Raw genomic sequence first — 24,910 nt, forward strand, 5'->3', positions numbered from 1 at the left:
GAGGCACGCGCGGTCGCCGGGAGCCGCACACGCCGCTCGCCTCCAGCCGGGCTCCGCCGCTGTCGTCCGGGCGGCGGCGTGTCACGTCTGGTCGTCGGAGTCCGTACGGGCCTTGGCCGCCCGCCGCAGCCGCCGGTGACGTACCGGGCCCTGCTCGGTGATGACGTCGCCGACCATCGTCCGTACGACGTCGCCCAGCCCGTGCAGCGCGTGGTGCCGGGCGGGTCCCGCGCCCGGGTCCTCCCGCAGTTCCTTCACCAGCGCCCAGCACAGCACCAGCATGACGACCACGAAGGGCAGCGCCACCAGGATCGTCGCCGTCTGGAGCGAGTTCAGCCCGCCGACGACCAGCAGCACCGCGGCCACCGATGCCATGAGCACACCCCACATCACGACCAGCCAGGACGGCGGGTGCAGGGCGCCGCGGCTGGTCAGGGAACCCATCACCAGCGAGGCGGAGTCGGCACTGGTGATGAAGTAGGTCATGACCAGGACCATCGCGATGAACGACGTGATCGCGCCGATCGGCAGCGCGTCCAGCATCGCGAACAGCGAGGCCTCGGCGCCGTCCTCCACCGCGCCCGCGAGGTCCGCCTTGCCGGTCGAGTCCAGCCGGAGCGCCGAACCGCCCATCACACAGAACCAGATGACGGTGGCGCCGCTGGGCACCAGCAGCACCCCGACGAGGAACTCGCGGATGCTTCGGCCGTGCGAGATCCGGGCGATGAACGTGCCCACGAACGGCGCCCACGACAGCCACCAGGCCCAGTAGAAGATGGTCCAGGCGCCCAGCCAGTCATGGTCGGTGAAGGCGCCGGTCCGGGTGGCCATCGGCAGCAGGTTCTGCAGATAGCCGCCGACGGACGCCGGGATCGTGTCCAGGATGTAGACCGTCGGGCCGAGCAGGAAGACGAACACCATCATGCCTGCCGCGAGCACGATGTTGATCGACGACAGCCACTTGATGCCCCGGTGCAGACCGGAGAAGGCCGAGACGACGAACGCGGCGGACAGGGCCGCGATGATGACCAGTTCCGTGGTCCGAGTGGCGGCGATCCCGAAGGTGATGTCGAGCCCCTCGGCGACCTGGAGCGCGCCCAGGCCCAGGCTCGTGGCGGTACCGAAGACGGTGGCGAAGACGGCGAGCAGGTCGATCACCTTGCCCTGCCAGGACACCGCCCGCCGGGCGCCGATGAGCGGCACGAACGCGGCGCTGAGCCGGTTGCCGCGGCCCTTGCGGAACCCGGCGTAGGCCAGGGCGAGTCCCGCGATCCCGTAGATCGCCCACGGGGTGAGCGTCCAGTGGAAGAACGAGTACTCCATGGCCGTCCGCGCCGCTTCGCCGGACGCGGGCTGCGCGCCGCTCGACGGGGGCGGCGACAGATAGTGGGTGAGGGGCTCTCCGACGCCGTAGAACATCAGGCCGATGCCCATGCCCGCGCTGAACATCATCGCGATCCAGGCGAGATTGCCGAACTCCGGCTCGGAGTCGTCCTTGCCGAGCCGGATGCGGCCGAACCGGCTGAACGCGATCACCAGGCACAGGACCAGGAAGACGTCCGCGGCGACCACGAAGAGCCAGCCGAAGTTGTTCAGGACCCAGGTCAGACTCGTGGAGGAGGCGCTGTCGAAGGAGTCGTCGCCGAGCCAGGCCCACAGGACCACGGCGGCGACGACGGTCATGCCGATGCCGACGAGGACGCGGTCGGGCGAGCCGGCGACAGGAGTGCCGGGCGTCGGTCCCGGCTGGGGCTGTTCGATCGGTTCCGTACTCATGGCGCCCCACTATGGTGCGAAACCTCTTCCCGACGCGGCGTGGCACGCCGCCTGATGCCGTGGTTTGGGGCGTCATTCCCGGGCAGGCGAACGTTTCCGGCCAGGCGCGGGTCCGGCCGTCTCAGGCGAGGGCGTCGAGCGCGGCGAGGATGTCGGCGGGCTCGGCGCGCTTGGTGCAGTCGGTGTCGACGAGGGCCCGGCGGACGGTGCCGCTCCGGTCGATGACGTAGGTCGCGGGGACGGGCAGGGTGCGGGTGTGGCCTGCGTCGGAGCGGTTCAGGTCGATGCCGAAGCGCTCGTAGACGGCGGCGAGGTCGTCGGGGAGGTCGAAGACGAGACCGTACCGCTTGGCGGTGTCGCAGCCGAGGTCGCTGAGCACGTCGAAGGCGAGGGCGTTCTTCCCGGCGTACGACAGGGACTCGTCGGGGATCTGGGGCGAGACGGCGACCAGCCGGGCGCCGCGGGCGGTGATGGCCTCGTGGTGCTGCTGCAGGGAGCGCAGGGCGCTGTTGCAGTAGGGGCATCAGGCGCCGCGGGGCGGCAAGCAGGAGCTGTACCGCGCCGCCCTCGAACGCCACGTGGAGGACTGCTCGGGCCCGAACATCGCCGCGCTCCGGGCGGAGGACGGCGGCCTGCCGGCCGTCACCGAGTTCTTCAGCGCGCTGATCGAGACCCGGTGCACCGGCGAGTTCGCCCAGTGGGGCTGCATGGTCTCCAGTGCCCACGCCGGCGCCGAGAACAGCGACCCCCCGGGTGCGCGCCCTCCTCGACCGCCAGCACCAGCGGCTGCGCGACGCCCTGCACACCGCGCTCCTGAAGGCGCATCACCAGGGGAGCTCGCCGAGGAGGCCGACCCCGCGTCCGCGGCCGACGTGCTGGCCCTCCCCGCCCACGACGTGAACCTCCGCTCCCGCGCCGGGGCGGACGCCGGCCGACTGCGCCGGACCGTCGCGGCGGCGATCACGGCCGTGGCACGCGGGCGGGAGGCGACGGCACCGCAGACTCCGTGACTCCCGCGCACGGGGAGCGGGCCCGGGTGCAGCCGCCCGCGAGACGGGTGGGCTTCCGTGACCCCCGCGCGCGGGGAGCCGGCGGCCCCGGTCCGGCCCGGTGGCGCGATTCCGGTGTTTACGTCCGACGGCCGAGGGGACGCGGTCACGAGGTCGCCCCGACCGCACAGTTCGGCTCAGCCCGTCGGATGGGTGGAGGACCCACGATGACCGACACCAGCACGGACACGGACGTCCTCGTGGTGGGCGCCGGCCCCACCGGACTGCTCCTCGCGGCCGAACTCAGCCGCGCGGGCGTCACCACGACCCTGGTCGAACGCCGGGACACCGAGTCCAACCTCACCCGCGCCTTCGCCGTCCACGCCCGCACCCTGGAACTCCTCGACGCCCGGGGAATGGCCCGCGAACTCGTGGCCACCGGCGTCACGGTCGACACGGTCGGCAGCCTCCCTCAGTTCGGACATGCGGAAATCGACCTGACGCGGCTGCCCAGCCGCTTCCCCTACGTCCTCGTGACCCCCCAGTACGAGACCGAGCGCCTGCTGCGCGCACACGGAGAAGCCCTGGGAGTCGACCTCCGCTGGGGCACGGAACTGGTCTCCCTGCGCCGGCACCCCGACACGGTCGAGGCCGAACTGCGCCGAGGGGACGGGACCACGTACACCGTGCGGGCCTCGTACCTGGTCGGCACCGACGGCGTGCACAGCACCGTGCGCCGCGAGCTGGGGCTGCCGTTCCCCGGCCGCTCCTCGGTGATGGAGTCGGTGGCCCTGGCCGACGTACGGCTCGCGGAGCGTCCCGAAAGGGCGCTCACCGGCAGCGCGACCCGCGACGGCTTCGTCTTCATCGCGCCCTTCAAGGACGGCTGGTACCGGGTCATCACCTGGTACCGCCACCGCCAACTCCCCGACGACACAACCCCGACGCTCGACGAGGTGCGCGAGGACACCCGCCGCGTCCTCGGCACCGACCACGGCATGCACGACGCCCGCTGGCTGTCGCGGTTCGACAACGACGAGCGCCAGGTGCCGCACTACCGGCAGGGCCGGGTCCTGCTGGCCGGCGACGCGGCCCACACCCACTCGCCCATCGGCGGGCAGGGCATGAACATCGGGCTGCAGGACGCGGTCAACCTCGGCTGGAAACTGGCCGCCACCGTGCGCGGCCGCGCCGACGACGCGCTGCTGGACAGCTACGAGGCCGAGCGCCACCCGGTCGGGCGGCGCGTGGTGCGCGGGACGGGCGCGCTGACCCGGATCATCCTCCTGCGCAGCCGGCCGATGCGTGCCCTGCGTGCCCTGGTCGGTGGCGCTGCGCTGCGCCTCGGGCCCGTCGTCGACAGGATGACGAGTCAGCTGTCGGGCATCGGCCTCCGCTATCCGGCAGGACCGGGCGCCCACCCCTCGGCCGGAGCCCGCGCCCCCGACCTGCCGCTGTCCGGCGACACCACACCGAACCGGCTCTACGAGGCACTGCGCACCGGCGGCTTCGTCCTGCTGGTCACAGAGCCTGCGAAGGCGTACGCGCGCGAGCAGGAGGTCTACGAGGTGGACGTGCACGGGGTGGCCGAGGAGCGCGCCGCCGCCGTACCGCCCGCGATCCTCGTACGACCCGACGGCTACATCGCCTGGGCGACCGACGAGCCCGATCCCGACAGCCGCCGACGCGCACTGGCCGCCGCGCTGGAGCACTGGTGCGGACGCCGCGTCCCACAGGCCACCACCTCGGCTCGGTGAGGGGAACCGTCACCGGCGCACGCCCGCGGACCGGGACGGGGTGACGAAGGCGCGAGGCCCGGAAACGCCCGCTCGGGCTCGATCGGGTGCAGGGCCCTCGGCGACCGCCTCCCCGCGCCTGCCACCTGCGCATAGCCTGAAGGTGAGGCAGGGGCGTATGCGGCCTGTGGGGGCGGGCGTTCGCCGGACTGGTCGGGGGGCGCCGTACCGCCTGGCTCGGCTCTGCGGCCAGGGTGCTGTGCGTCGTGCTCGGCTGCTCAGTCGCGGTCATCCGGCGCCGATGGCGGTACGCCGGGACGGGACGGTCGACTTCCCGCAGCCGCCCGCCTTGTGCGGAACATGGTGGGGGCCGGCCGAATGGGACGTGCTGACGGCGAGGGCGGCGGGGCCCGGCCGTCGGCTGGTGCTCTGCGACGGGCGTACAACGACCACGACGGGCGTACAACGACCACGAAGCCGCGGGCGGCCTCGGTCGGCAGCCGGACGAGCTTCCTTTGCATTGTGCAAAAATTGCAGGGTGACGGACACTGACGGGGCGGAGCACAGGGGAGAGCGCCGGCACATGGAGGACGCGTCCATGGCGAGGAGGGCCAGAGCCACGGGGCCGGGGCTGGGCCCCTGGGACTGTCCGCGGCCTCCGGGAGGCCGGCGGGGAAGGACGGCACCGGTAGTGGTGCACCAGCCATTCGACCCTGGTGTTCGCCAAGTGTCGGTCAGGGATCAGGCCGTGGGCGTGGCGCGCAGCGTGGCGGACGTGCTGGCGGTGGTGCGCCGCCTCGGCATCGTGCTGGGGCACGAGGAGGCGGGCACGACTCCCCTGATCGAGTGGCGGGGCGGGGGAGCCGACACCTGGCCGTAGTAGCGCGACGGGAGCCTGTCGGCCCGCGCGTCCCGCTGCCGCGTGCTCAGGACGACTCCTCCGCCGCACGGCACACCGGACAGGTCAGCCGACGGGCCGCGCGATCGTGTATGACCTTGCCGGGGTGCGCGGCCGAACGGAGTTGGACCGTCTCCGCGCGCACATGGTCGGTGCAGACGGAGGCACCGCACAGACAGCAGACGGCCACTGCCTCTGAGACGCTCCCCAGCCGGACGCATTCGTAGCAGTTCATGTAGGACCTCCCACCTGGGGCCGGCGATGAGGGCGGCCAGTCTCGTCGCCGTCGACCTCGAATGCCCCCGCAACGGCTCCGCAAACATGGGTGCGGCACGGTACGGGGCACGGATCCGCCCGGCTGCTCGACTCCCTGAGACCGACAGTGTCGTCGTCCAGCCCCGCCGAGCCGGGCTTCACCCCCTTCAGGGCGTCCGTCAGGGGTGGGTGCCCGGTTCGACCGCGCGGACCTCGAAGACGCCCCCGCACACCCGGAACGAGTCAGCCGAGGTCCGCAGCGCCCAGGTCGACCCCGGTGGGTAGGCCTGGATCCGCGCGGCCGGCCTCCAGCAGGGTTTGTCGGTGAGTCCCGGGGCGACGGTGTGCAGGGCCGCATGGGCGCTGTCGCCGGGGTGCAGAATCACGGGCGGGGCGGCGGGGCCCTGGCGTTCGGCCGGTTGGCCGATCCGGTCGCCGGCGGAGTCGAGGAGAGTGACACCGGGATAACCGTGCAGTGAGCAGGGCCGGGTACCTGTGTTGGTGAACACCAGGGGGGCGTACCGACTGCCTGCGCCCGGCGAGACGCGGCCCAGGGACAGATCGAGACGGTCACGGGTGCAGCGGGCCGGTGACACGGAGGGCGAGGCACTTCCGTCACCCGGGGTGGTGGCGGCCGTCGTGGCCGAAGTGGGCTCGACGGTCGAGGAGACGGGCGTCGACGGCGGTGGCGGCTCGGAGCCGCCACCGCCGCATGCCGTGGCCGCTCCGAGCACGACGGCCCCGAGCACCGCGCCCGTCCGCGGGAGCCCCGCACTACGCGGCGGCGCCGACCGCCGACCGGCCGGACGGACGGTCCGCCGGTCCGCGTCGGTGGTCACGGCTGCCCGGGCAGCCGGGGGTACGGGGGATACACGTACCCGGTGCCCCAGAAGGGGGCGTAACCGTAGTGCCGGTAGACACGGTCGTAGAACTCGCTCCGGTCCACGATCTCCGGGTCGTACTCGGGAGCGTCCGCGACCTGCTGCCGGGTGCGGTCGATGCGGATCCGGTCCTCGGTGACCTCGGCGACGGCGTCGACCGGGACGTAGCTCTTCTTCTCGCCGATACCGAGGAACCCACCGTGCTCCAGCAGGAGGAAGCGGACCTTGTGCTCGGCCTCGTCGACGAGCAGGTCACCGACCTTGCCGAGTTCGTTGCCCGAACGGTCGGTGACCGTGCGGCCCCGTACGTCGTCCTCGGGGGCGGTGATGGCCTGGCGGGAGTCGGAGAGCCTGGTCAGGACGGGGATGTCACCGGATGTCATGCGGCCTCCTTCGACGGTGCGGCACGGACCCTTCGGCCGGGCCCGGCCTTGCTTCGCCCACGGGTCTCCGTTTCGAGGAAGGCCATGCCCGGTGGCGCTGCGTGCGACGGACGCGGGGTATCCGCCGCCGGGAACCCCGGATGCACCCGCGAGGAGTGCGGGGAGTCCCAGGGAAGGCGGGCGGCAGGTGTGTTCCGGGCGCGGAGTCGTGGCGGCGCCCCGTCACACCGGCCTGCCGGCGCCGCCCACCGCCGAGGTCGTCATCGCCGTACGGCACTGAGCCACGGCGGCAGGGCAGCGAAGAAGCCCGATGCCCTGGTCCGCGCCGCCGGCCCGGCCGCCCGCCGCGCGGTGGTGGTCGACGAACGGGGCGGCCCACCGGCCGACGCCGGTATACCGCTGCCCCCGCACACGCCGCGCAAGCTCTACACCGGGCAGCCGCACATGGAACTGCGGGGTCTGAAGGGGCGTCCGCGGGCCGGAGACTTCACGCGCCTGACGCTCACCTTCCGTGAGGCCGGGACGGTCACCTTCTCCCTTCAGGTGCTGAACCGGACCTGGGAGACGGAGGAACCGGCTTCGGCGCGTCCGGCGTTGAGGGCGTCCACCGCGCCGCGTACGTCGCCGAGCGTCGCGTAGTCCACCGCCACGAAGTTGACCGGCCTGCCGCGCAGCCGCTCGCATTCGTGTACCCGTTCCAGTACCTCCTGGCGGGAGTTGACCGTGCCGGCGTACAGGCGGCGCCCGCCGCCCGCCGTGACGAAGTGGTTGAGCAGGAAAAGCCGCTTGTCCGTGCCGCCACGCTGGGGAGCGCAGGTCATCCGGTCGGGGCTGGGCACGGCGAACGGGGTTTCCATGCCGTACCGGTAGAAGTTGCGGTACCACGGCGCCGGGCCGTCCGCCCGCTGCGCGAACACGACCAGGCGCCGATCGTCGTCGATCATGTCCCTCAGCGTCGGCCACGGACGGTCGGGGTCCGGATCGGGCTCGTACAGCAGGTCGGTGAGACCGGCCTGTTCGAAGGCGTCGCTGGTGTCCTCGGGGCTGATGCCGTCCTGGATGACCAGGGTGACGATCTCCGTGGAGTGGGTGCGCAGCCAGCTACCGATCTGCCGCAGTGTGGGCACCAGTTCGAGGGCACCGGCACCGCAGACGGAGTGGCACAGCCACAGTCCCGGGCGGTGCGGATTGACCTGTTTCAGGGCCCCGGTGAGCTGGCGGCGCAGTTGCGGGGAGAAGTCGGAGGTGGCGAGGCGGTCCGCGATCTCCGAGGGCTGCTCCCAGTAGTGGGTGTCCAGGAGCAGCACCCGCACTCCGGCGTTCAACTGGCCGACGATATCGGGGTCCTGAAGGGGGCTGATGAACCGGTTCGCGGTCGTGGCCATCGCGTTGTGGGCCGCGAGCTGCGCCAACTCGTCGTAGCGCAGGTCGCACAGCCGGGAGCTGCCCTGGCAGACGCGGGGGGCGGGGCCGGTCAGCGCCGCCGGGGACAGCGTCGTACCGAGGAGCGCGACCGCCGAGACGCCGGCCGCGAGGGCGACGCCCTGGCGCGGGGCGAGGGAGACCCGCAGCACGGGCCGGGTCTGCCGGGCCCAGCCGACGGTGACCAGCAGCGCCCCGGCGGCCAGCAGGATCGCCGCGGCGAGCGTGGCGGTGGTCAGCAGCCGGTCGACGGCGGTGGCCTGGAGGTCGTCGACCAGCCGTGCCGCCGTCGGGGGCCAGGAGGACGGCGGGCGGTAGGGCGTGTCGCCGACCGCGACCCGGGCGACCGCCACCGCCAGCGCCAGTGGTACGGCGGCCGCCGCCAGGGTCCAGCCCAGCGGCATGAGGCGGCGGGACGTGGGCGGTGGGGAGGCGGACCACAGCAGCATCAGGGAGGTGACCGCGAGCACCAGGGCGGTCGGCTCGACCGTCTCCTCGAACAGCCGGGTCACGGACCGCACCTGGTGGGCCTGGGCCCGTACGTCGTCGGAGGGGGCGAGCTCGGTGGTGATCACCCAGGTGCGTCCGCCGACGCCCCGCAGCAGCTCCGCGGCGGCCGCCTGCACACGGTCGGAGACGGCCGCCGGGGCGACGGCGGCCAGGGCCGAGCCGATGTCCCCGTCGCTCAGGGCCGCCTCGACCTCGGGCCGCAGCCCGGCGCGTTCCGCCGCCGGCACCAGCCGCAGCAGCGCGTTCGTCGCGGCGACCGCCTGACGGGGGGAGAGCGCCAGCGACGGCAGCCCGTCGAAGGAGGTCTCGCCCGCCACCAACTGCTCCACCACCGTGGTCAGACTCTCCTCGAACCCCGCGAAGTCGGGCTCGGACCGCTGCTGCAGCGAGGCCACGGCGTCGGCGAAGTAGACCTGCCCGAGCCGGGCGATGTTCGCCACGACAGGCCCGAGGTCGACCGTGAGCCGGAGATGCTCGCGATCGCCCTCCAGATAGCGGACCAGCTCGGCGATCTGCTGGTCGCCCATGGCCCGCAGAGTCTCCGGCGGGATCACGAGCTTGACGTTGGCGGTGATCGCGGACTCCGGAACGGGCAGCCGGCCCAGCAGGTCGCTGACCACCGGGGCAGTGTGCGGACCGACCAGGACCTCGTCGTAGACCCTCTGGTAGGCCCGCTCCTCCTCCAGCACCTGGCCGTAGAAGCCCGGATCGAGCAGGGTGCTGCGCACGACGGCGGCCGCCGCCAGGACGGCCAGGCTCAGCACCGCGACGGCCCGGACCAGCAGCCGAGCCCATCGTGAGCGGCGCAGCAGTGCTTCCATGCCCTCCCGTTCTCGCGTTCCGGTTCCTTCGGGCACCGAGGTCAGGTGTCGGCGCCCGCCAGGAGGAGCGGCCCGGTGGGCGACGTCCGGCTCGTCCTCTCGGTGGAGTCGCACAGGCATGCACACCGGACAGATGACTGTGTACCCGCCGGGCCCGCGGGTACACGGCGGTGCATGAAGTGGCAGCAGCTGGCAGACGGGCAGGGCGCCATGCATGTCGTCGTGCTCGAACCGGACGAGGAGCCCGTGCAGGTGCTGACGGCGTTCGCCCGCGACCACGGCATCCGCAGCGCGCAGATCACCGCCGTGGGGGCGTTCGCGGAGGCGGTGGTCGGGTGGTTCGACCGGGAGGCCCGGGACTACCGGCCCATCCCGGTGACGGAACAGTGCGAGGTGCTCTCGCTGGTGGGTGACATCGCCGAGGGCGAGGACGGGCCGGTACCGCACCTGCACGCCGTTCTGGGCCTGGCCGACGGCCGGACCCGGGGCGGACACCTGCTGCGGGGGCGGGTGTGGCCCACGCTGGAGGTCGTCGTGCGCGGCGGAGGGCCTCCGTTGGCCAAGGTCTACGACCCCGACGTCGGGCTCGCGCTGATCGAACCCAGGCATCGGGATCCGACCCCGTGAAGAACGCGGCCGGCCGCGGACGCTGAGCGGGCCCGGCAACCCGCCGACCACCACCGCCCCGTACGCCACGAACCCCCGCTGCCCCGCCGGCGCGATGTCTCCGACCGACAGGAGCCGTACGTCCACTCCAGGCCGACCCGGTCGCACGGCTGAGTCCGCCTCCACCAACTGCTCCGCGCGAACGGACGGAAGCCGACGGGCACGCGGGAAGGGACGGTCACTCCTGCACCCCCCTTCCCTTCGAGGATGGGGAGTGCCAACCGTGAGGAGTCGAGATCACCCTCGTCGAGGCCGCCCAGACCCTGGCGGACGCAGCGGAACGGCTGGAAGGCCGCCCCGCCGCCATGCACCTGCGGATCCTCTCGACCATGGCGGAGATCTCCAGTGGGCGGAACTCCACCCTCGTCTGCCCTCTGCCGGTGGAGGTGCTCCGCCTCGTCGGCATGCTGCGGGCCCCGGACGCCGCAGGGGACGGCGCGGCCTTCGCCGGCCCGCATGACCGGACAGGAGGTCACCATGAGCTCTTTCGACGACGACGCGCGCGTCCTCGCGGAGATGGAGCGCTGTCTGCTGCGGGACGACCCTCGTCTGGTCCTGCTGATGGACACCCTCAACGAGCAGTTCCCGGACACGACCCAGGACAGCGACCCTGCCGACGACGGCCCGGCGGCCGACGGCGAGGGCGGCGGGCACGACTGGCGCTGGAAGACGACCGTGGCGTTCCTCGCGGTACTGGCGGTGGCCCTGGTTCTCACCTTGCTCCTCAACAGGCCGCCTTCCACGGCCGGCGATTCGGGATCCCTGAACGACCGCGCCGCCGACGTGTCCTCGTCCGCTTCCGCGCCATGGATCCGGTGAACGGGCCGGCAGAGCAGCCCCTGACCGATCGCAGGGCGGTGTACCAAGGGGCCACGGCCCCGGGCGACAGGGAGATTGACCGGCCCGAGAGGGGTACCCCGTAGCCGCAAGGGAGGTGAGCCCATGAACGCGACGTTCTCCCTGGGGCGCATCGTGGGCATCCGCGTCGGAGCGCACTGGAGTGTCCTGGCCGTCCTCCTGATCCTCACCGCCGGGCTGGCGGAGGGCCGCCTGCCCAGCGCCCACAGCGGCCACAGCGTCTGGACCTACTGGGCCGTCGGACTGGCCACCGCCGCGGTCTTCCTCGCGTCCCTTCTGGCGCACGAGATCAGCCACGCCGTCGTGGCACGGCGTAACGGAGTGACGGTGGAAGGCATCACGCTCTGGCTGCTGGGCGGTGTCGCCCGGCTGCGCAGCGAGGCCCCGTCACCGGGCGCGGAACTGCGTATCGCGGGAGTGGGACCGCTGGTCAGCCTGGTTCTCGGGGTCCTGTTCGGCGCCGCCGCCGGCGTGCTGGGCGGACTTCGGGGCGCCGGTCTGGGCGTGGAGGCGCTGGCCTGGCTCGCCGGGATCAACATTCTGCTGGCCCTCTTCAACGCTCTGCCCGCCGCTCCCCTGGACGGCGGACGGCTGCTGCGCGCGGTGGTGTGGCACCGGACCGGCGACGCGCTCCGCGCGACCTTGACCGCGACGGCAGCCGGCCGCGTCCTGGGCTGGCTTCTCATCGGCGCCGGCCTGTACCTGCTGTTCCTGGGGGCCTCCTTCAGCGGGATCTGGCTGGCCGTCATCGGCTGGTTCCTCATCGCCACGGCGACCGTCGAGGGCGGTCAGGCCAGGATGCGAGAGCTGCTCTCCGGAGTGCCGGTACGTGACGTGATGACCCCGGATCCGCATGCGGTACCCGCGGGAGCGAGCATCGCCGGCTTCCTCGGAGACCCCGCACTGCGCTACCGGCATTCGGCCTTCCCCGTCCTCGGCGACGACGGTCGGCCGGTTGGCCTGATCACCGTGCACCGGGCCGGGCAGGTGCCGCCGGGCGACCGTGACACGACGGAGCTGGGCTCCGTGATGGTGCCCATCACGGAGCTGCCCACGGCCGGCCCGTCGGATCCGTTGGCCGGGCTGCTGCCCCGCCTCGAAGGCAGTCCCCTGCGCCGGGCCCTGGTGCTGTCCGACGACGGCGCTCTGGCCGGCATCGTCACCTCGTCCGACATCAGCCGCCTCACCACATGGCTCACGTCCACTGCGGTCTGGCGCGGTTCGACCGCGTCCTGGCACGAAACCGCCGGGCGACGCACGGACGACCAGCGGTGACCACCGCCTCCCACGCGGCGAGGGGCACCCGCCACACCGCCCCTGCGGTCGCCACGCCCAAGGCGTCCGCCCCGCGACCGAGGACATCCCCGTACGGCACGCCGTACGATGCGCCTGCACATGCTGCACATGCCTCACGCCCGGAACTCCAACGAGTGATTGAGCGGTGGCCGCTCGGCGTACTCCCACGGCCCGTCCGGATCAACGGTGAGGCGGCCGCCACGGCTCTGTCGTCGGCCGACGACAGGTCCGGACAGTGACGGCCGGGCGGGGGCCTGCTCGATGCGCCCGCCCATCGGCCCACCCCGCCGCCCCTGCCGTGACCACTCCGCGGCGATCCGGCACCGCGGGGCGCCTGTCTGCCGCGAGTGGAGGGGCGGTGGCCGCGCGGACGCCTCAACGCAAGGGGAAGCGCGGGACTTCGTCGGTGTGGCCGATTTCGAGAACCGTCTTGACGTCGCCCGGCCGCGAAGCGAACCCCGAGGAGAAGTCGGTCAGCGGGACGCGGCGGGTGATGAGCTGCTCCAGCCACACGTGGTCCGCCGCGGCCAGCGCGGCGGCGGCGCGCACATAGTGGGCACGGTTGGCGTTGACCGAGCCGACCACCACGGCGTTGTCCATGACCATGGTGCGGTTCAGATGGCCGGCGTCGACCTCCAGGGTGCGTCCGACGGGGGAGAGCCCGGTCAGACACAGCACGCCGTACGGTCCGATCTCCGCCATGGCACCGAGCGCGACCGCGGCGGCCCCCGTCGCCTCGATCACCACATCCGGCCGCACCTTGCGCATGACCTCGTCGATTCCGTCGCTGTGGTAGTGCCCGCCGAGCCGGCGGACGAGGGCGGGCTTGATGCCTTCCGTGACTCTGTCCAGGACGTGGACCTCCAGGCCGCGCTGGGCCCCGAGCAACGCCGCCAGCAGCCCGACGGGTCCCGCGCCGGTGACCAGCACCGCGCGGGGATCTGCCCAGGACCGTGCCTGCACGTGTTCGACCTGCTCCCATGCCTTGGCCGCCACGCTGGTGGGTTCGAGCAGGACACCGACGCCGGCCAGCGCGGGGTCCAGTCGTACGGCGAAGTCGGCCTCCACAGTCCACCGCGTGGCCGCGAAACCGTCGAGTTCCTTGATGCCTCGTTCGGTGTAGCGGCCGTTGCGGCACATGTCGAACCGGCCGTGGGCGCACGCGCCGCAAGGCACCGGGTCGGGGCGGCGGACCACGCCGACCACCAGGTCGCCCGGGCGGAAGCCGGTGTCGGCCGGACACCGGAGCACCTGGCCGAGGGACTCGTGGCCGATCACGAATCGGTCGCGGCCCTCCGGCGCGCTGCCGTGCCGCCCCTCGGCGATCTCCCGGTCCGTGCCGCACAGGCCCACCGCGACGCCCGCCACCAACAGCTCACCAGGATCCGGTTCGGGATCGGGCAGGGTTTCCAGGCGCAGCGAGTCCCGCTGTCCGGGTGCGATCGTCAATGCCTCCATGACCGCGCTGGGTACCCCGTGCGTCCCGGAGGACACGTCCGGCGACCGCCGGGTTCGCGGACCTCGCCCGTCGGCGTCCACGGGGACCGGGTCGACCCTGGCGTGGTACACACCGGAGCCGTGCGGCAGGACGGCCGGCAGGGCCGGAAGACGCCCCGTGCCCCGAGGCGGCGGTCGCCGTCGTCACCGGCTAGGACAACGGCTGTGGGGCGGTGACGACGACCGCGTAGCCGCCCACTCCGATCAGTTGGTCGCCGGGGATCTGCTCCTCGTCGGTCACGAGGTGACTGATGCGCCCTGACAGCTCGTCGAACTCGACGTCGGTCACCGTGCCCTTGTCGAGACCCGTGTCGGTCAGTACGGCCTTCCCGATGGGGTCGTGGGCGGGGTGCGCCGCGTCGTCGGGGCCGATGGCCTTCTCGTCGCGGATGCGGTCGGCCTCCTCCACGACGACGGCGTCCGGGCCGAACGACCGGACGTCGTTCCAGTCCAGGGCGTGGTGTCCGCGGCCCTTGGTGTTCAGGCGCAGTCCGGCGATACGCGCCGGTGACGGCGCGACGGTGCACGCGCTCACCGTCCCGACCGTCTCGGCCGTCGCGAGGTCCATGACGGCCCTGCCCCGGGCCTGGGTGAACAGCATCTCACTCACCCTCCTGCCGGTCGGCGCGGAGACGGTCGCGCAGACTCTCCACGGCGGCACCGAACCCTCCCAGGTCACCCGCGCTGCACTGCGCGGTGGCGTCCGGAACGAGCACTCGCTCGCCGGAGACGGTGACCGGGCCGGTCACCGGCACCAGGATGCGGCGGTGCTCGGCGGTCTCGATCTCGTAGCCCGCCACCACCGGGGCCTTGCCCATCGCGACGACGGCGTCGGTGACGGTGCCCAGCCGGGTGCCTCCACGGGTCATGACGGACAGGCCGAGCACCTTGCCACCGCCCGGTTCCTTCGCGGCCGACCGGGCGGCCGTGTCGTTCTCCTCCAGCGTGCTCTCGCTGCGCACCATGACCGCGTCCGTCCCCAGCGCGTGGACCTTCTCCCACAGCAGGGCCCGATGGAGAGGTCCGGCCAGCAGTCCTCGGCCCGCGAGAGTGAAGCATCGGATGCTTCCCGTCGCAGGGTCGAAGACGAGGTCCTTCACCTGCCCCAGGTCTTCCCCGGACAAGGTGACCACCGGCTTCTTCGCGAGCGCGCCGGCGCGCATGTAGACCGTCACGGCTTCCCGCCTCCTTCCTGCCGCGGGCGGCGGCCCTCGGCGATGACACTGCCGGAGCGGCGCCGCGCCTGAAGCGACACGAGCACAGCGGCCGCGGCCAGGAGGATCGCGAGAGCGATGATGAGCCAGGTCCACCATTCCATCGGTGTGCCCCTTCGCTCGACGGGTTTGCTGCTCGGACGGTGTGACGTCAGGGGCCGAAGCGAGCCGTACTGCCGTTCCCCTCACGCCGGCGGGCGCCGTGACCCCCGGAGGCGCCACGATCGGTTCCCGTGGCCGGACCGTCTGCACCCGGCCACCCGTTCTCCTCCCGGAGTTCCCTGCTCCCTCGGCGGCATGCCTGTTCGGGCCTGCGAATGGCGTACGGCGTCGGCTCGCCGCACGCGCCAACGGGCAGCGCGCGGCGAGGCCCCGACGGCCGACCGACGCACCTGCCTGTCCGTCCCCCGGACGGGCATCCCGCCCGGGGTTCCTCACTCGTCCGCCGCCGGGACCACGGCGACGGGACAGCGCGCCGTGTGCAGGACCTCGCCGCTCACCGAGCCGAGGAGCAGCCTGCGCAGACCCGTCCGGCCGGACGAGCCGACCACCATCAGGTCGGCCCGCTCGGACAGCTCCGTCAGGCAGGTCGGCGGATGCGTCCAGTCCACATGCAGCTCAGCCGATACGTCCGGGTACTGGGCGCCCAGCTCGGCGATCCTTTCCCGGAGGAACTGCCGAGCGCTTTCCTCGGTCCGGCGCACCTCGGGTTCCAGGGCCATGCCGGTGCGGGGGAGCGGCAGCAGCGCGGGCCGGTGCAGGGCGTGCACGACCTGGAGGCCGGCCGACCGGCGGGCGGCCTCCTCGAACGCGAACTTCGTGGCCGTAGCCGAGTAGTGCACGAGGTCCACGCCGACGACGACGGGCCCGCCCCGCGCATCGACCGGTCGGCCGGGACGCATCACGAGGACCGGACAGTGGGCGTGGGTGGCCACCTGAAGGCTCACCGAACCCAGTGACAGGCGTGAGAAGCCGCCTGCCCCGCGATGCCCCAGCACCACGAGGGACGTCTCCGCCGACCGCTGCACCAGCGTCCCGGCGGGATCACCGAAGGGCAGTTCGCCCGCGACGGTCAGGTGCGGGAAGGCCGACCGGGCGACCGCCTCGAACCGGTCGACCACCGTCTCGCCCCGCCGCACGGCGACCCTCGCCTCGGCGTCCTTCTTCGCCGCGTTCCCGAACGGCGAGGGCAGCGAGACGGCATGGGCGATGTGCAGGGGCACGTCACGCAGAGCGGCCTGCTGGGCCGCGAACCGTACGAGGGTGTCCTGGTCGTCGGCGTCGTCGACACCGACGATGACGGGTCCCGCATCAGCCATCTCGCCTCCCGGGTGACCTGCCGTAGGAACAGTGGTCAGCGCCGGGTACCCCCGACCGGGCGCACGAAGCGTGCCCCGGGACCCCGGCGTCGGCCCCTGCAGGTCACCGGGAAGGCCGGTCGGCGGTGTCCTCGGACGGGGCCGTACGCAGCAGGCTGAGCACGACGGAGGCACCCAGGATGACGGCGATCACCGCGAGGCTGATCAGCGGGTGGATCTCGGGGACCGCCGTGCTGATGACTTCGTGGGACGCCTGCATGACGAGTTTGACCCCGATGAGGCCGAGGATCAGCGCCAGGCCCGCGCTGAGGTAGTGGAACCGGTCCATCAGACCGGCGAGCAGGAAGTACAGGGCGCGCAGGCCGAGGATCGCGAAGGCGTTGCTGGTGTAGACGATGAAGATGTCGCTGCTCACGCCCAGCACCGCGGGAACGCTGTCCACGGCGAACACGATGTCGGCGCTCTCCACCGCGGCGACGACGGCGAGCAGCGGAGTGGCGACGAGCCGGCCGCCCTCGCGGACGAAGAACCGGGCACCCGCGTACTCGTCCCGCACGGGGACGAGCTTGCGCAGGAGCCGCACGGCGAGGCTCTTGCCGGGGTCGACACTGCTGTCCTCCTGGGTGAGGATCTTGTAGGCGCTGTAGAAGAGAAAGGCGCCGAAGACGAACAGGACGGCGGTGAAGCGGCTGACCACCGCCACACCGGCGGCGAGGAAGACGCCGCGGAAGACGAGGGCCCCGAGGACGCCGAGGAACAGCACGCGATGCTGGTACTCGCGGGGCACCTGGAAGTAGCCGAAGATCAGGGCGAAGACGAAGAGGTTGTCCGCGGACAGGCTCTTCTCCAGCAGCCACGCGGTCGTGTACTCCACGCCGGCGGTCGTGCCCACCGTGAGGAAGACGACAGCGCCGAAGGCGAGGGCCAGCCCCACCCAGACCCCGCTCCAGGCCGCGGCCTCCCGCATCTCGATGGTGTGCGCCCGCCGATTGACCAGAAGATCGATGGCCAAGGCCGTCGCCACGGTGACCACGAAGACGATCCACAGCCACACCGGTACATCGTGCACGAATCCCACCCTCCTGCGGTTCCGCGGCTCCCGTCCCGCATGCCCATTCGGCCGGGGTGCCCGCCCAGCCACCGGGCAAACGCCGGTGGACACCGACCGGTGCACGAGACCGCCGGGCTCCCGGGGCTGTCACGTGTATGCGCGGATGCTCGGTTTGCCGCGGTACGGCCGCGGATACACGGGCCGGGACATCAGGGCACGCAACGCCCCGCACCTGCACGACGCCCCGCACCCACAGAGGAGGGCTTTCGCATGAGCCAGGTGGACCTCCCGCTGCCCGTCGTCCGCCGGCCGTCCGAGGAGGTCGCCGTCGCCGGCCTTGAACGGGAGCTGCGGGACCGGGTCGACGGCGAGGTCCGCTTCGACACGGGGACGCGCGCCGCGTACTCGACGGACGGCTCCAACTACCGGCAGGTGCCCATCGGCGTGGTGATCCCCCGTACGGTCGAGGCCGCCGAGGAGGCGGTGGCGGTGTGCCGTCGGTACGACGCGCCCCTGCTCTCCCGGGGCGGCGGCACGAGCCTGGCGGGGGAGTGCTGCAACACCGCCGTGGTGCTGGACTGGAGCAAGTACTGCAACCGTCTGCTCTCGGTGGACGCCGGCAACCGGCGCTGCGTGGTCGAACCGGGCATCGTCCTGGACGACCTGAACCGGCAACTGGCCGCGTACGGCCTGCAGTACGGGCCGCGGCCGGCCACCCACCCGAACTGCACGCTCGGCGGCATGATCGGCAACAACTCGTGCGGGTCGACGGCCCAGGCGTACGGGAAGGTCGTCGACAACCTGCACCGCCTCGAGGTGCTCACCTACGACGGAACCCGTCTGTGGGTCGGGCGGACCGACGACGCCGAGCTGGAGCGGCTGATGTCGGGCGAGGGGCGGGAGGCGGAGCTGTACCGCGGGGCGGCGGCGCTGCGGGACCGGTACGCCGGACTGGTCCGGGAGCGCTTCCCGGACATCCCGCGCCGGGTCTCCGGTTACAACCTCGACTCGCTCCTGCCCGAGCAGGGCTTCGACGTCGCCGGGCTGCTGACCGGTTCGGAGTCCACGCTGGTCACCGTCCTGCGGGCGGAGCTGGAGCTGGTGCCCGTGCACACGCACAGCGCCCTGGTCGTCCTCGGCTACCGGGACATCTGCGAGGCCGCCGACCATGTGCCCGAGGTCCTGGAGCACGAGCCCGTGGCGCTGGAAGGAGTGGACCACCAGCTGATCCACTTCCAGCAGAAGAAGGACCTGAACCCGGAGGCGCTGCGGATCCTGCCCGGCGGGCGGGCGTATCTGTTCGTGCAGTTCGCGGGCGACACACGCGCGGAGGTCGAGGGCCGGGCGAGGGCCCTGATCGCGGCGAAGCCGGACGACGTCGACCACACCTGGTACGACGACCCCGAGGAGGTGCGCGGCCTGTGGCGGGTGCGTGAGTCCGGCCTGGGGGCGACCGCGCACGTTCCCGGGCAGCCCGACACCTGGGAGGGCTGGGAGGACTCCGCGGTGCCCGTGGACCGCCTCGGCGACTATCTGCGCGACCTCAAGCGCCTGTACGAGGAGTTCGACTACGGACACCCCTCGGTGTACGGGCACTTCGGCCACGGCTGCGTCCACACCCGCATCCCCTTCGACCTGGAGTCCGCAGAGGGCGTCGCCCGTATGCGGGCCTTCGTGGAGAAGGCCGCCGACCTTGTGGCGTCCTACGGCGGATCGCTCTCGGGCGAGCACGGGGACGGCCAGTCGCGCGGCGAACTGCTGGTGAGGATGTTCGGGCCGGAACTGATCGAGGCGTTCGAACGGCTGAAGGGGCTGTTCGATCCGGGCAACCGGATGAACCCGGGAAAGATCGTCCTGCCGTACCGCGTCGACGAGAAACTGCGGCTCGGCGCGGACTACCGGCCCTGGGAGCCGGAGACCGCCTTCTCCTACCCGCACGACGACGGACAGTTCAGCCGGGCCGCCGCCCGGTGTGTCGGCGTCGGGAAATGCCGCTCCCTGGAGGGCGGGGTGATGTGCCCCAGCTATCGGGTCACCCGCGAGGAGGAGCACTCCACCAGGGGCCGGGCCCGGCTGCTGTTCGAGATGGTCCGCAACGACTCGCCCGTCGACGCGGGCTGGCGTTCCCCCGAGGTGCGCGACGCCCTGGACCTCTGCCTGGCCTGCAAGGGCTGCAAGACGGACTGCCCGGTCAACGTCGACATGGCCACCTACAAGGCCGAGTTCCTGCACCACCACTACAAGGGCCGGCTCCGGCCGTTGGCGCACTACTCAATGGGCTGGCTCCCCGCGGCGGCCCGTGTGGCCGCGCTCGCACCCCGCACGGTCAACGCGCTGGCCTCGATGCCGTGGGCGGCCCGGACGGCCAAGACGCTCGGTGGCGTCGCGCCCGAGCGGGACGTGCCGCTCTTCGCCGAGCAGCGCTTCACCCACTGGTGGCGCGAGCGGGGCGGGCCCTGCGGCGACGGACACCGCGGCGAGGTCGTGCTGTGGCCCGACACCTTCACCGACCACTTCCACCCCGCGGTCGGCAGGGCCGCCGTCGAGGTCCTGGAGGCGGCGGGCTTCCGGGTCAAGGTGCCCGACGCGGCGGTGTGCTGCGCGCTCACCTGGATCTCCACCGGCCAACTCGGCATCGCCAAACGGGTCCTGGGCCACACACTCGACGTCCTGCGCGAAGACCTGCGGCGTGGCACACCGGTGGTGGGCCTCGAACCGAGCTGCACCGCCGTCTTCCGCGCCGACGCGGCCGAACTGCTGCCCGAGGACCCGGACATGGACCGCCTGCGGGACCAGACGCGCACCCTCGCCGAACTGCTCGTCGAACGCGCTGGCGACTGGCAGCCGCCGACCGTCGGCGCGCGGGCGGTGGTCCAGCGCCACTGCCACCAGTACGCCGTCATGGGCTTCGACGCGGACCGGAAGGTCCTGGAACGGGCCGGGGTGCACGCCGACGTACTGGACGAGGGCTGCTGCGGCCTCGCGGGCAACTTCGGTTTCGAGAAGGGCCATTACGAGGTGTCCATGGCCTGCGCCGAGGCCGGACTGCTGCCCGCCGTACGGGAGGCGGACGAGTCGACCCTGGTCCTGGCGGACGGTTTCAGCTGCCGTACGCAGGTCGAGCAGGCCGGTACGGGACGTACCCCGCTGCACCTGGCGGAAGTGCTCGCGGCGGCGCTGCACGAGGGCCAGGACACCACGCCCGAACGGCCCGCGCCGCCAGGGGCGTGGGCCCTGGTGCCGCCGGCCGCCGCGGGCGCGGCCGCCCTGGCGCTGGCCGCACTCGTGTCACGAACCGTCCGCCGGCGCAAGGGACCTGGCAGGTGACCGGGCGTTCGGCGTGGGGGTTTCGGGCGCGGGTTTCGCGGGACCCGACAGCATGCCCGGACAGTCGGTCGCGGCAGTGGAAACGAATGGTGGTTGACGATGGTTGAGTTGACACGGGTCACGGGCCACGAGCAACACGTGGGGCCACGTACGGAGTTCGCCCCGCTCAGCGTCATGGCGCTCGCCGGCGACGGGCCGGCCGGCGGCCGCATGGTGAGCTTCTTCGTGGACGATCCCGAGGGGACCGGGACCGACTTCCGCGGCGGCTCCCCGGTCCGGGTCACCACGGCATCGGACGGGACGGGAACGACGGACGTTCCGCTGGTGGCGGGTGACCTGCCGGGCGCCGTGGAGGTGAAGGCCATCGCGGAGGAAGGCGCGCACGCCTCCTTCGCCCTGCACGTGATCGATCAACGGGACGGCACGGACAGCGTCTCCTTGTCGTAGTCCACCGTGATCCGCCCGAAGTCGCTCAGGACGTCCGAGCCCAGCAGACCGTGCAGGGACCGCGCACCCGGCGCTTGCGGCAGGTCGATCACCGCGAGGTCCGCCGCGGCGAGGGACACCCGCCCCATCCGCCAGTCGGGCACCTCCACCACGGGCACGCGGCCCGTCCCGACGACACCGCTGACGGGCCGCCTCTCACCGGTCCTGGCCAGGTCCAGCTCCCGGGCGAGGTCGTCGTCGACGACGCTCGCGGAGGCGCCGGTGTCCAGTACGAACGTGTAGGGCCCCTCGCCCTTGACGGTCACCGGCACGAGGACCAGCGTCTGCCCACCGCTCTCGACGACCGTGAGGGACACCCGCCGCGTGCCCTCCTCGCCCTCGGGCGACGCCTCGGACCCGGCGGAGCCGTCCGTGTACCCCGTTGCGAGCGCGGCGGTCACGCACAGGGCCGCCCAGCCCGCGGTGCAACGCCTGAGCAGGGACATACCGGCGCCTCCTCGGCCTCGGGCCGGCCCACTGGAATCCCTTCCCGGAGTCCCCCCGCCGTCCCGGGCCAAACAGCCTCGCGAGAACGATGACAAAGGGGGTCCGCCCTTGAGGGCCTTCGCCCGCGGTGTCCCGTTCCACGCCGCCGGACTTACTCCTTGCGGTGCCGGATCACCTGCCGTCCAGCGTGGCGGCCCACCCGCGCACCCCGTGGACGTGATCCTCGGACACACGCCGGGCGAGGAACCCGGGCGGACGGTGGGCGCCGGCTGTGCCGGGGCAGTTCCGCGGGGCGTCCCCACGGACCGGGTACCGGGGGTTCGACCCGCTCGCCGCGGGTACGCGGCGGGCCGACGCGGAGGGAGCGGCGGACTGGTGAGTGGTGAGGTGCGGTGAGCGGTTTCACGGCGGCGCTTTCCCTGGCGGCCGTGGCGGTTCTGGCCGTCGTGGGCCTGTACGGGGCGGCCCGGTCCCTGCGGATCGCGCAGGACCCGTCGGCCGCGCAGCCGTACGGCTCGGGCCTGGAGCCCGTCGAGCACGCGGTGAGCCGCTACCACGCGCGCTGGTACACGGTGACGATGCTCTTCCTCGCCTTCGACATGGAGATGGTGTTCATGTACCCGTGGACGCTCGTGATCTCCGTGATGGGACCCGGCGCGGTGATCGAGATGTTCGTCTTCCTCGCCGTCCTGCTCACCGGCGTGCTCTATGCCTGGCGGGAGGGAGCACTGCGTTGGACGTGACATCCCTCCTGCTGCGGGCGAGCGCGGCCCGGCCGCGTGTCCTGCTGGTGACCGCACCGGGCGGAACAGCGGTGCGGCTGGCCGCCGAGAAGGAGCTGCGGTCCCGGGACTGGCCACTGGCCGCCACGCCCGCCGGAGCCGATCTGATGTTCGTAGCGGGCCCCGACTGTCGGCTTCTGCGAGCGGCACTGGGGCGGCTGTGGCACGACCTGCCGCAGCCGCGGGTTCGCGTGCAGGCGGTGACAGCCGGAGAGGTGTCCTCAGCGCTCGACGCAGGCCGCGCCCGCCTGGGGGCGCCCGGCCGCCGACGCGCCGGCCAGCGCTGGGCCGCCGGTGAGGACGGCCCCCCGCAGTCCGGACCGTCCGGCGGCCTGCACACGGAGAAGGGGCAGCGGGCGGGAGCGGACGACAGCGCACCCGGGGGAAGCGGAGGACACCGTGACGACGGCTCGGGGCGCGGTGGCCATGGCGCGGCGCACGGGAGGAGTCCGGGGGGTCACCCAGGGCACGACGACCGCGCCGGTCGCCGCCACGCCTCCGAGGAGCCGGAGCAGGGCGACGACGGTCGGCACGCCCGCGGCGGCGGCCACGGTGACCATGGCGACGAGGACATGGAGATGCCCGGCGGGTTGCCGATGGCCGAGCGGGGAGAGGACCGGGACGGACTGACGCTGGACCGTCTGCACGTTCCACTGGGGCCGTTCCTGCTCGACTGGCCCGCGGGGCTGACCATTCGGGTGGTGTTGCAGGGTGACGTCGTTCAGCAGGCGGACCTGGGCGAACTGCCTGCCGACGGGCCGAAGGACGTCTTCTGGTCCCAGCCGTGGATCCGGGCCCGGGCCGGTGAGCCGGTGGGCGTGGGCGAAGCCGCCCGGCGGCGGGCCGCGGGGCATCTGGACAGCCTGGGCCGGCTGCTGTCGGTGGCGGGCTGGCCCGCCGAGGCGGTGACGGCACGGCGACTGCGCGACGACCTTCTGGCGGAGGCGCCCGGTTCGGCGGTACTGCCCCGGCTGGAGCGCTTCGCCCGGCGGGTCGGACGGTCACGGACCCTGTACTGGCTGACGCGCGGCATCGGCTCGTTGAGCGCGGCCGAAGCCCGTGCCGCGGGTGTGAGCGGCCCGGCCGCTCGGGCGGACGGTGACGTGCCGGCCCGCTACCGCCAGTGGCTCGCCGAAGTCATCCACGACGTAAGGCAGTTGGACGAACCCGCCCTCCTCGACCCGGCCGCACACCAAGCTCCGCGCGGCCGGTGGGACACCGACCGGCCGCCCTCGCTCGCCCTGACCGAACTGCTGCCCCGCCTGCTGGTGGGAGCCGAGCTGAGCGCGGTCCGGCTCATCGTCGCCAGCCTCGACCCGGATCCCGACGAGTTGGCCGCCGCGCACCCCGCGGAGGTGGCCCGTGGTTGAGGCGGGACAGTGGTGGACGCTGCTGGCCGCGCCGGCGATGCTGCTCGGTCTCGCCGTCCTGGCGGTGACCGCCGGCGCGGCGCTGGACGCACGGAACGCCGGCCGCCCGGTCACCGTGTCCGGGGCGATGCGGCCCTTGCTCGGGGTGCCGCGGGCGCTGACGGAGCAGCCTCGGCGGCTGCCCGCGGCCGACCGGCTGCTGTGGCGGGCGGGCGTGGTCACCGTGCCGGTGGCCGCCGTGCTGTCGACGCTGGTCATCCCGTTCGGGGGCCACGTGGTCGCCGACCTGTCGGTCGGGGTGGTGTGGTTCAACGCCATGGAGGTGCTGACCTGGGCCGGGCTGTGGCTGGCCGGCTGGGGCCCCAACGCGGCGTTCTCCCTGGTCGGCGGCTACCGCTTCATCGCCCAGGGCCTGGCCTACGAGCTGCCGTTGATGTTCGCGCTGATCTCGGTGGCCACCGGCGCCGAGTCCTTGCGGACCAGTGACATCGCGGCCGCCCAGGACGGCCTGTGGTACGCGGTCTGGATGCCGTTCGCCTTCGTCGTCTACCTGGCCGGTGTGCTCGCCTTCGCCTTCCTGGGGCCCTTCGCCTACCCGGCCGGCCGGGACGTCGCCGACGGTGTGCTGGGCGAGACCACCGGGGTGGACCGCCTCCTGCTGCAGGCCGGGCGGTGGCTGTGGCTGGCGGCCGGGGCGGCGATGGCGGTGCCGCTGTTCCTGGGCGGCGGCGCGGGACCGGGGCTGCCGGGCTGGGCCTGGTCTCTGGTCAAGACGCTGCTGGTGCTCGGGCTGTTGGTGGGGGCGGTGCGGAGGCTGCCGATGGTCCGTGCCGACCGCTACGTGGAGCTGGCCTGGGTGGTGCTGCTGCCGCTGTCCGTGCTCCAGGCGCTGGTGCCGGCGCTGGTCCAGCTCAACCGCTAGGAAG

At 72.8% G+C, this 24,910-nt stretch carries 23 protein-coding genes and 1 pseudogene; 11 read left to right on the forward strand and 13 right to left on the reverse strand.

Annotated features, from left to right (window positions below):
- Positions 1-81: 81 nt before the first annotated feature.
- Both ICC28_RS22335 and ICC28_RS22340 read right to left on the reverse strand, forming a co-directional pair.
- Positions 82-1,776 carry a BCCT family transporter gene (locus ICC28_RS22335; protein ID WP_188290445.1) on the reverse strand — a complete coding sequence of 565 codons (1,695 nt, stop codon included), beginning with the start codon at positions 1,774-1,776 and terminating at the stop codon, positions 82-84.
- Positions 1,777-1,897: 121 nt separating this feature from the next.
- Positions 1,898-2,299 (reverse strand): annotated as a pseudogene (locus tag ICC28_RS22340) (peroxiredoxin-like family protein); the annotation flags it as partial.
- A gap of 55 nt (positions 2,300-2,354) precedes the next feature.
- Here ICC28_RS22340 and ICC28_RS22345 point away from each other — a divergent pair.
- The 3 genes from ICC28_RS22345 (at position 2,355) to ICC28_RS22355 (ending at position 5,381) form a co-directional block, all read left to right on the forward strand.
- Positions 2,355-2,786 (forward strand): hypothetical protein, encoded by a 432-nt coding sequence (locus ICC28_RS22345; protein ID WP_188290446.1) that lies wholly within the window; start codon positions 2,355-2,357, stop codon positions 2,784-2,786.
- 206 nt (positions 2,787-2,992) lie between these two features.
- Positions 2,993-4,522 (forward strand): FAD-dependent monooxygenase, encoded by a 1,530-nt coding sequence (locus ICC28_RS22350; protein WP_188290447.1) that lies wholly within the window; start codon positions 2,993-2,995, stop codon positions 4,520-4,522.
- Positions 4,523-5,228: 706 nt separating this feature from the next.
- Complete coding sequence (locus ICC28_RS22355) at positions 5,229-5,381, forward strand: hypothetical protein (RefSeq protein WP_188290448.1); 153 nt, start codon at positions 5,229-5,231, stop codon at positions 5,379-5,381.
- 46 nt (positions 5,382-5,427) lie between these two features.
- On the opposite strand, the gene ICC28_RS41555 is transcribed toward ICC28_RS22355, so the two are convergent.
- The 4 genes from ICC28_RS41555 to ICC28_RS22380 all read right to left on the reverse strand — a co-directional run bounded on the left by ICC28_RS41555 (position 5,428) and on the right by ICC28_RS22380 (position 9,671).
- Complete coding sequence (locus ICC28_RS41555) at positions 5,428-5,634, reverse strand: DUF2180 family protein (protein WP_188290449.1); 207 nt, start codon at positions 5,632-5,634, stop codon at positions 5,428-5,430.
- 199 nt (positions 5,635-5,833) lie between these two features.
- A complete protein-coding gene (locus ICC28_RS22365; RefSeq protein ID WP_188290450.1) occupies positions 5,834-6,493 on the reverse strand; it encodes a DUF4232 domain-containing protein in 660 nt (219 codons plus the stop codon).
- The gene (locus tag ICC28_RS22370) at positions 6,490-6,918 is read right to left on the reverse strand and encodes a PRC-barrel domain-containing protein (RefSeq protein WP_188290451.1); all 429 of its coding nucleotides are present in this window, start codon (positions 6,916-6,918) and stop codon (positions 6,490-6,492) included. Before ICC28_RS22370 ends, ICC28_RS22365 begins: the two co-directional genes overlap by 4 nt.
- 539 nt (positions 6,919-7,457) lie before the next feature.
- Entirely contained in the window at positions 7,458-9,671 is a 2,214-nt protein-coding gene (locus ICC28_RS22380) for a hypothetical protein (protein ID WP_188290453.1), read from the reverse strand.
- Positions 9,672-9,845: 174 nt separating this feature from the next.
- On the opposite strand from ICC28_RS22380, the gene ICC28_RS22385 reads away from it, so the two are divergent.
- From ICC28_RS22385 to ICC28_RS22395, 3 genes are all read left to right on the forward strand, one after another.
- Positions 9,846-10,298: a PPC domain-containing DNA-binding protein gene (locus ICC28_RS22385; RefSeq protein WP_188290454.1), complete on the forward strand. Its 453-nt coding sequence runs from the start codon at positions 9,846-9,848 to the stop codon at positions 10,296-10,298.
- A gap of 516 nt (positions 10,299-10,814) precedes the next feature.
- Entirely contained in the window at positions 10,815-11,156 is a 342-nt protein-coding gene (locus ICC28_RS22390; RefSeq protein ID WP_188290455.1) for a hypothetical protein, read from the forward strand.
- 123 nt (positions 11,157-11,279) lie between these two features.
- Positions 11,280-12,470, forward strand: coding sequence for a site-2 protease family protein (locus tag ICC28_RS22395; RefSeq protein ID WP_188290456.1), 1,191 nt, complete (start codon positions 11,280-11,282; stop codon positions 12,468-12,470).
- 396 nt (positions 12,471-12,866) lie between these two features.
- Here ICC28_RS22395 and ICC28_RS22400 read toward each other — a convergent pair whose 3' ends face one another.
- The 6 genes from ICC28_RS22400 to ICC28_RS22425 all read right to left on the reverse strand — a co-directional run bounded on the left by ICC28_RS22400 (position 12,867) and on the right by ICC28_RS22425 (position 17,590).
- Positions 12,867-13,949 carry a glucose 1-dehydrogenase gene (locus tag ICC28_RS22400; RefSeq protein WP_188290457.1) on the reverse strand — a complete coding sequence of 361 codons (1,083 nt, stop codon included), beginning with the start codon at positions 13,947-13,949 and terminating at the stop codon, positions 12,867-12,869.
- A 190-nt stretch (positions 13,950-14,139) separates the two neighbouring features.
- Positions 14,140-14,589: a PRC-barrel domain-containing protein gene (locus tag ICC28_RS22405; protein ID WP_188290458.1), complete on the reverse strand. Its 450-nt coding sequence runs from the start codon at positions 14,587-14,589 to the stop codon at positions 14,140-14,142.
- Between the two features lies 1 nt (position 14,590).
- Positions 14,591-15,163 (reverse strand): PRC-barrel domain-containing protein, encoded by a 573-nt coding sequence (locus ICC28_RS22410; RefSeq protein WP_188290459.1) that lies wholly within the window; start codon positions 15,161-15,163, stop codon positions 14,591-14,593.
- Positions 15,160-15,306 (reverse strand): hypothetical protein, encoded by a 147-nt coding sequence (locus ICC28_RS22415; RefSeq protein WP_188290460.1) that lies wholly within the window; start codon positions 15,304-15,306, stop codon positions 15,160-15,162. Before ICC28_RS22415 ends, ICC28_RS22410 begins: the two co-directional genes overlap by 4 nt.
- Before the next feature lie 330 nt (positions 15,307-15,636).
- Complete coding sequence (locus ICC28_RS22420) at positions 15,637-16,521, reverse strand: universal stress protein (RefSeq protein ID WP_188290461.1); 885 nt, start codon at positions 16,519-16,521, stop codon at positions 15,637-15,639.
- Positions 16,522-16,624: 103 nt separating this feature from the next.
- On the reverse strand, positions 16,625-17,590 hold the full coding sequence (locus ICC28_RS22425; protein ID WP_188290462.1) for a TerC family protein: 966 nt from the start codon (positions 17,588-17,590) through the stop codon (positions 16,625-16,627).
- A gap of 252 nt (positions 17,591-17,842) precedes the next feature.
- On the opposite strand from ICC28_RS22425, the gene ICC28_RS22430 reads away from it, so the two are divergent.
- Together ICC28_RS22430 and ICC28_RS22435 are read left to right on the forward strand one after the other, a co-directional pair.
- A complete protein-coding gene (locus ICC28_RS22430; RefSeq protein ID WP_188290463.1) occupies positions 17,843-20,899 on the forward strand; it encodes an FAD-binding and (Fe-S)-binding domain-containing protein in 3,057 nt (1,018 codons plus the stop codon).
- 99 nt (positions 20,900-20,998) lie between these two features.
- On the forward strand, positions 20,999-21,346 hold the full coding sequence (locus ICC28_RS22435; protein WP_188290464.1) for a hypothetical protein: 348 nt from the start codon (positions 20,999-21,001) through the stop codon (positions 21,344-21,346).
- Here ICC28_RS22435 and ICC28_RS22440 read toward each other — a convergent pair.
- Complete coding sequence (locus tag ICC28_RS22440) at positions 21,310-21,831, reverse strand: retropepsin-like aspartic protease (RefSeq protein ID WP_188290465.1); 522 nt, start codon at positions 21,829-21,831, stop codon at positions 21,310-21,312. The two genes, ICC28_RS22435 and ICC28_RS22440, sit on opposite strands and share 37 nt — an antisense overlap.
- 393 nt (positions 21,832-22,224) lie before the next feature.
- Here ICC28_RS22440 and ICC28_RS22445 point away from each other — a divergent pair, with 393 nt between their 5' ends.
- Genes ICC28_RS22445 through ICC28_RS22455 form a run of 3 tightly spaced genes read left to right on the forward strand, consistent with a single transcriptional unit; the run spans position 22,225 to position 24,906 of the window.
- A complete protein-coding gene (locus ICC28_RS22445) occupies positions 22,225-22,575 on the forward strand; it encodes an NADH-quinone oxidoreductase subunit A (protein WP_188290466.1) in 351 nt (116 codons plus the stop codon).
- Complete coding sequence (locus tag ICC28_RS22450; RefSeq protein ID WP_188290467.1) at positions 22,566-23,984, forward strand: hypothetical protein; 1,419 nt, start codon at positions 22,566-22,568, stop codon at positions 23,982-23,984. Before ICC28_RS22445 ends, ICC28_RS22450 begins: the two co-directional genes overlap by 10 nt.
- Positions 23,977-24,906 (forward strand): NADH-quinone oxidoreductase subunit H, encoded by a 930-nt coding sequence (locus ICC28_RS22455; protein WP_411158616.1) that lies wholly within the window; start codon positions 23,977-23,979, stop codon positions 24,904-24,906. The genes ICC28_RS22450 and ICC28_RS22455 overlap by 8 nt, the downstream gene beginning before the upstream one ends.
- Positions 24,907-24,910 lie beyond the last annotated feature (4 nt).

This window comes from Streptomyces sp. TRM68416 (genome assembly GCF_014596915.1).
In the GTDB taxonomy this organism is placed as follows: domain Bacteria; phylum Actinomycetota; class Actinomycetes; order Streptomycetales; family Streptomycetaceae; genus Streptomyces.

What these genes read in the sequence shown, in the direction of transcription:
- ICC28_RS22335 (WP_188290445.1), bottom strand. Translation starts at nt 1,776, where the DNA reads ATGAGTACGGAACCGATCGAACAGCCCCAGCCGGGACCGACGCCCGGC.
- ICC28_RS22350 (WP_188290447.1), top strand. Translation starts at nt 2,993, where the DNA reads ATGACCGACACCAGCACGGACACGGACGTCCTCGTGGTGGGCGCCGGC.
- ICC28_RS41555 (WP_188290449.1), bottom strand. Translation starts at nt 5,634, where the DNA reads ATGAACTGCTACGAATGCGTCCGGCTGGGGAGCGTCTCAGAGGCAGTG.
- ICC28_RS22370 (WP_188290451.1), bottom strand. Translation starts at nt 6,918, where the DNA reads ATGACATCCGGTGACATCCCCGTCCTGACCAGGCTCTCCGACTCCCGC.
- ICC28_RS22380 (WP_188290453.1), bottom strand. Translation starts at nt 9,671, where the DNA reads ATGGAAGCACTGCTGCGCCGCTCACGATGGGCTCGGCTGCTGGTCCGG.
- ICC28_RS22385 (WP_188290454.1), top strand. Translation starts at nt 9,846, where the DNA reads ATGAAGTGGCAGCAGCTGGCAGACGGGCAGGGCGCCATGCATGTCGTC.
- ICC28_RS22390 (WP_188290455.1), top strand. Translation starts at nt 10,815, where the DNA reads ATGAGCTCTTTCGACGACGACGCGCGCGTCCTCGCGGAGATGGAGCGC.
- ICC28_RS22395 (WP_188290456.1), top strand. Translation starts at nt 11,280, where the DNA reads ATGAACGCGACGTTCTCCCTGGGGCGCATCGTGGGCATCCGCGTCGGA.
- ICC28_RS22400 (WP_188290457.1), bottom strand. Translation starts at nt 13,949, where the DNA reads ATGGAGGCATTGACGATCGCACCCGGACAGCGGGACTCGCTGCGCCTG.
- ICC28_RS22405 (WP_188290458.1), bottom strand. Translation starts at nt 14,589, where the DNA reads ATGCTGTTCACCCAGGCCCGGGGCAGGGCCGTCATGGACCTCGCGACG.
- ICC28_RS22415 (WP_188290460.1), bottom strand. Translation starts at nt 15,306, where the DNA reads ATGGAATGGTGGACCTGGCTCATCATCGCTCTCGCGATCCTCCTGGCC.
- ICC28_RS22420 (WP_188290461.1), bottom strand. Translation starts at nt 16,521, where the DNA reads ATGGCTGATGCGGGACCCGTCATCGTCGGTGTCGACGACGCCGACGAC.
- ICC28_RS22430 (WP_188290463.1), top strand. Translation starts at nt 17,843, where the DNA reads ATGAGCCAGGTGGACCTCCCGCTGCCCGTCGTCCGCCGGCCGTCCGAG.
- ICC28_RS22435 (WP_188290464.1), top strand. Translation starts at nt 20,999, where the DNA reads ATGGTTGAGTTGACACGGGTCACGGGCCACGAGCAACACGTGGGGCCA.
- ICC28_RS22440 (WP_188290465.1), bottom strand. Translation starts at nt 21,831, where the DNA reads ATGTCCCTGCTCAGGCGTTGCACCGCGGGCTGGGCGGCCCTGTGCGTG.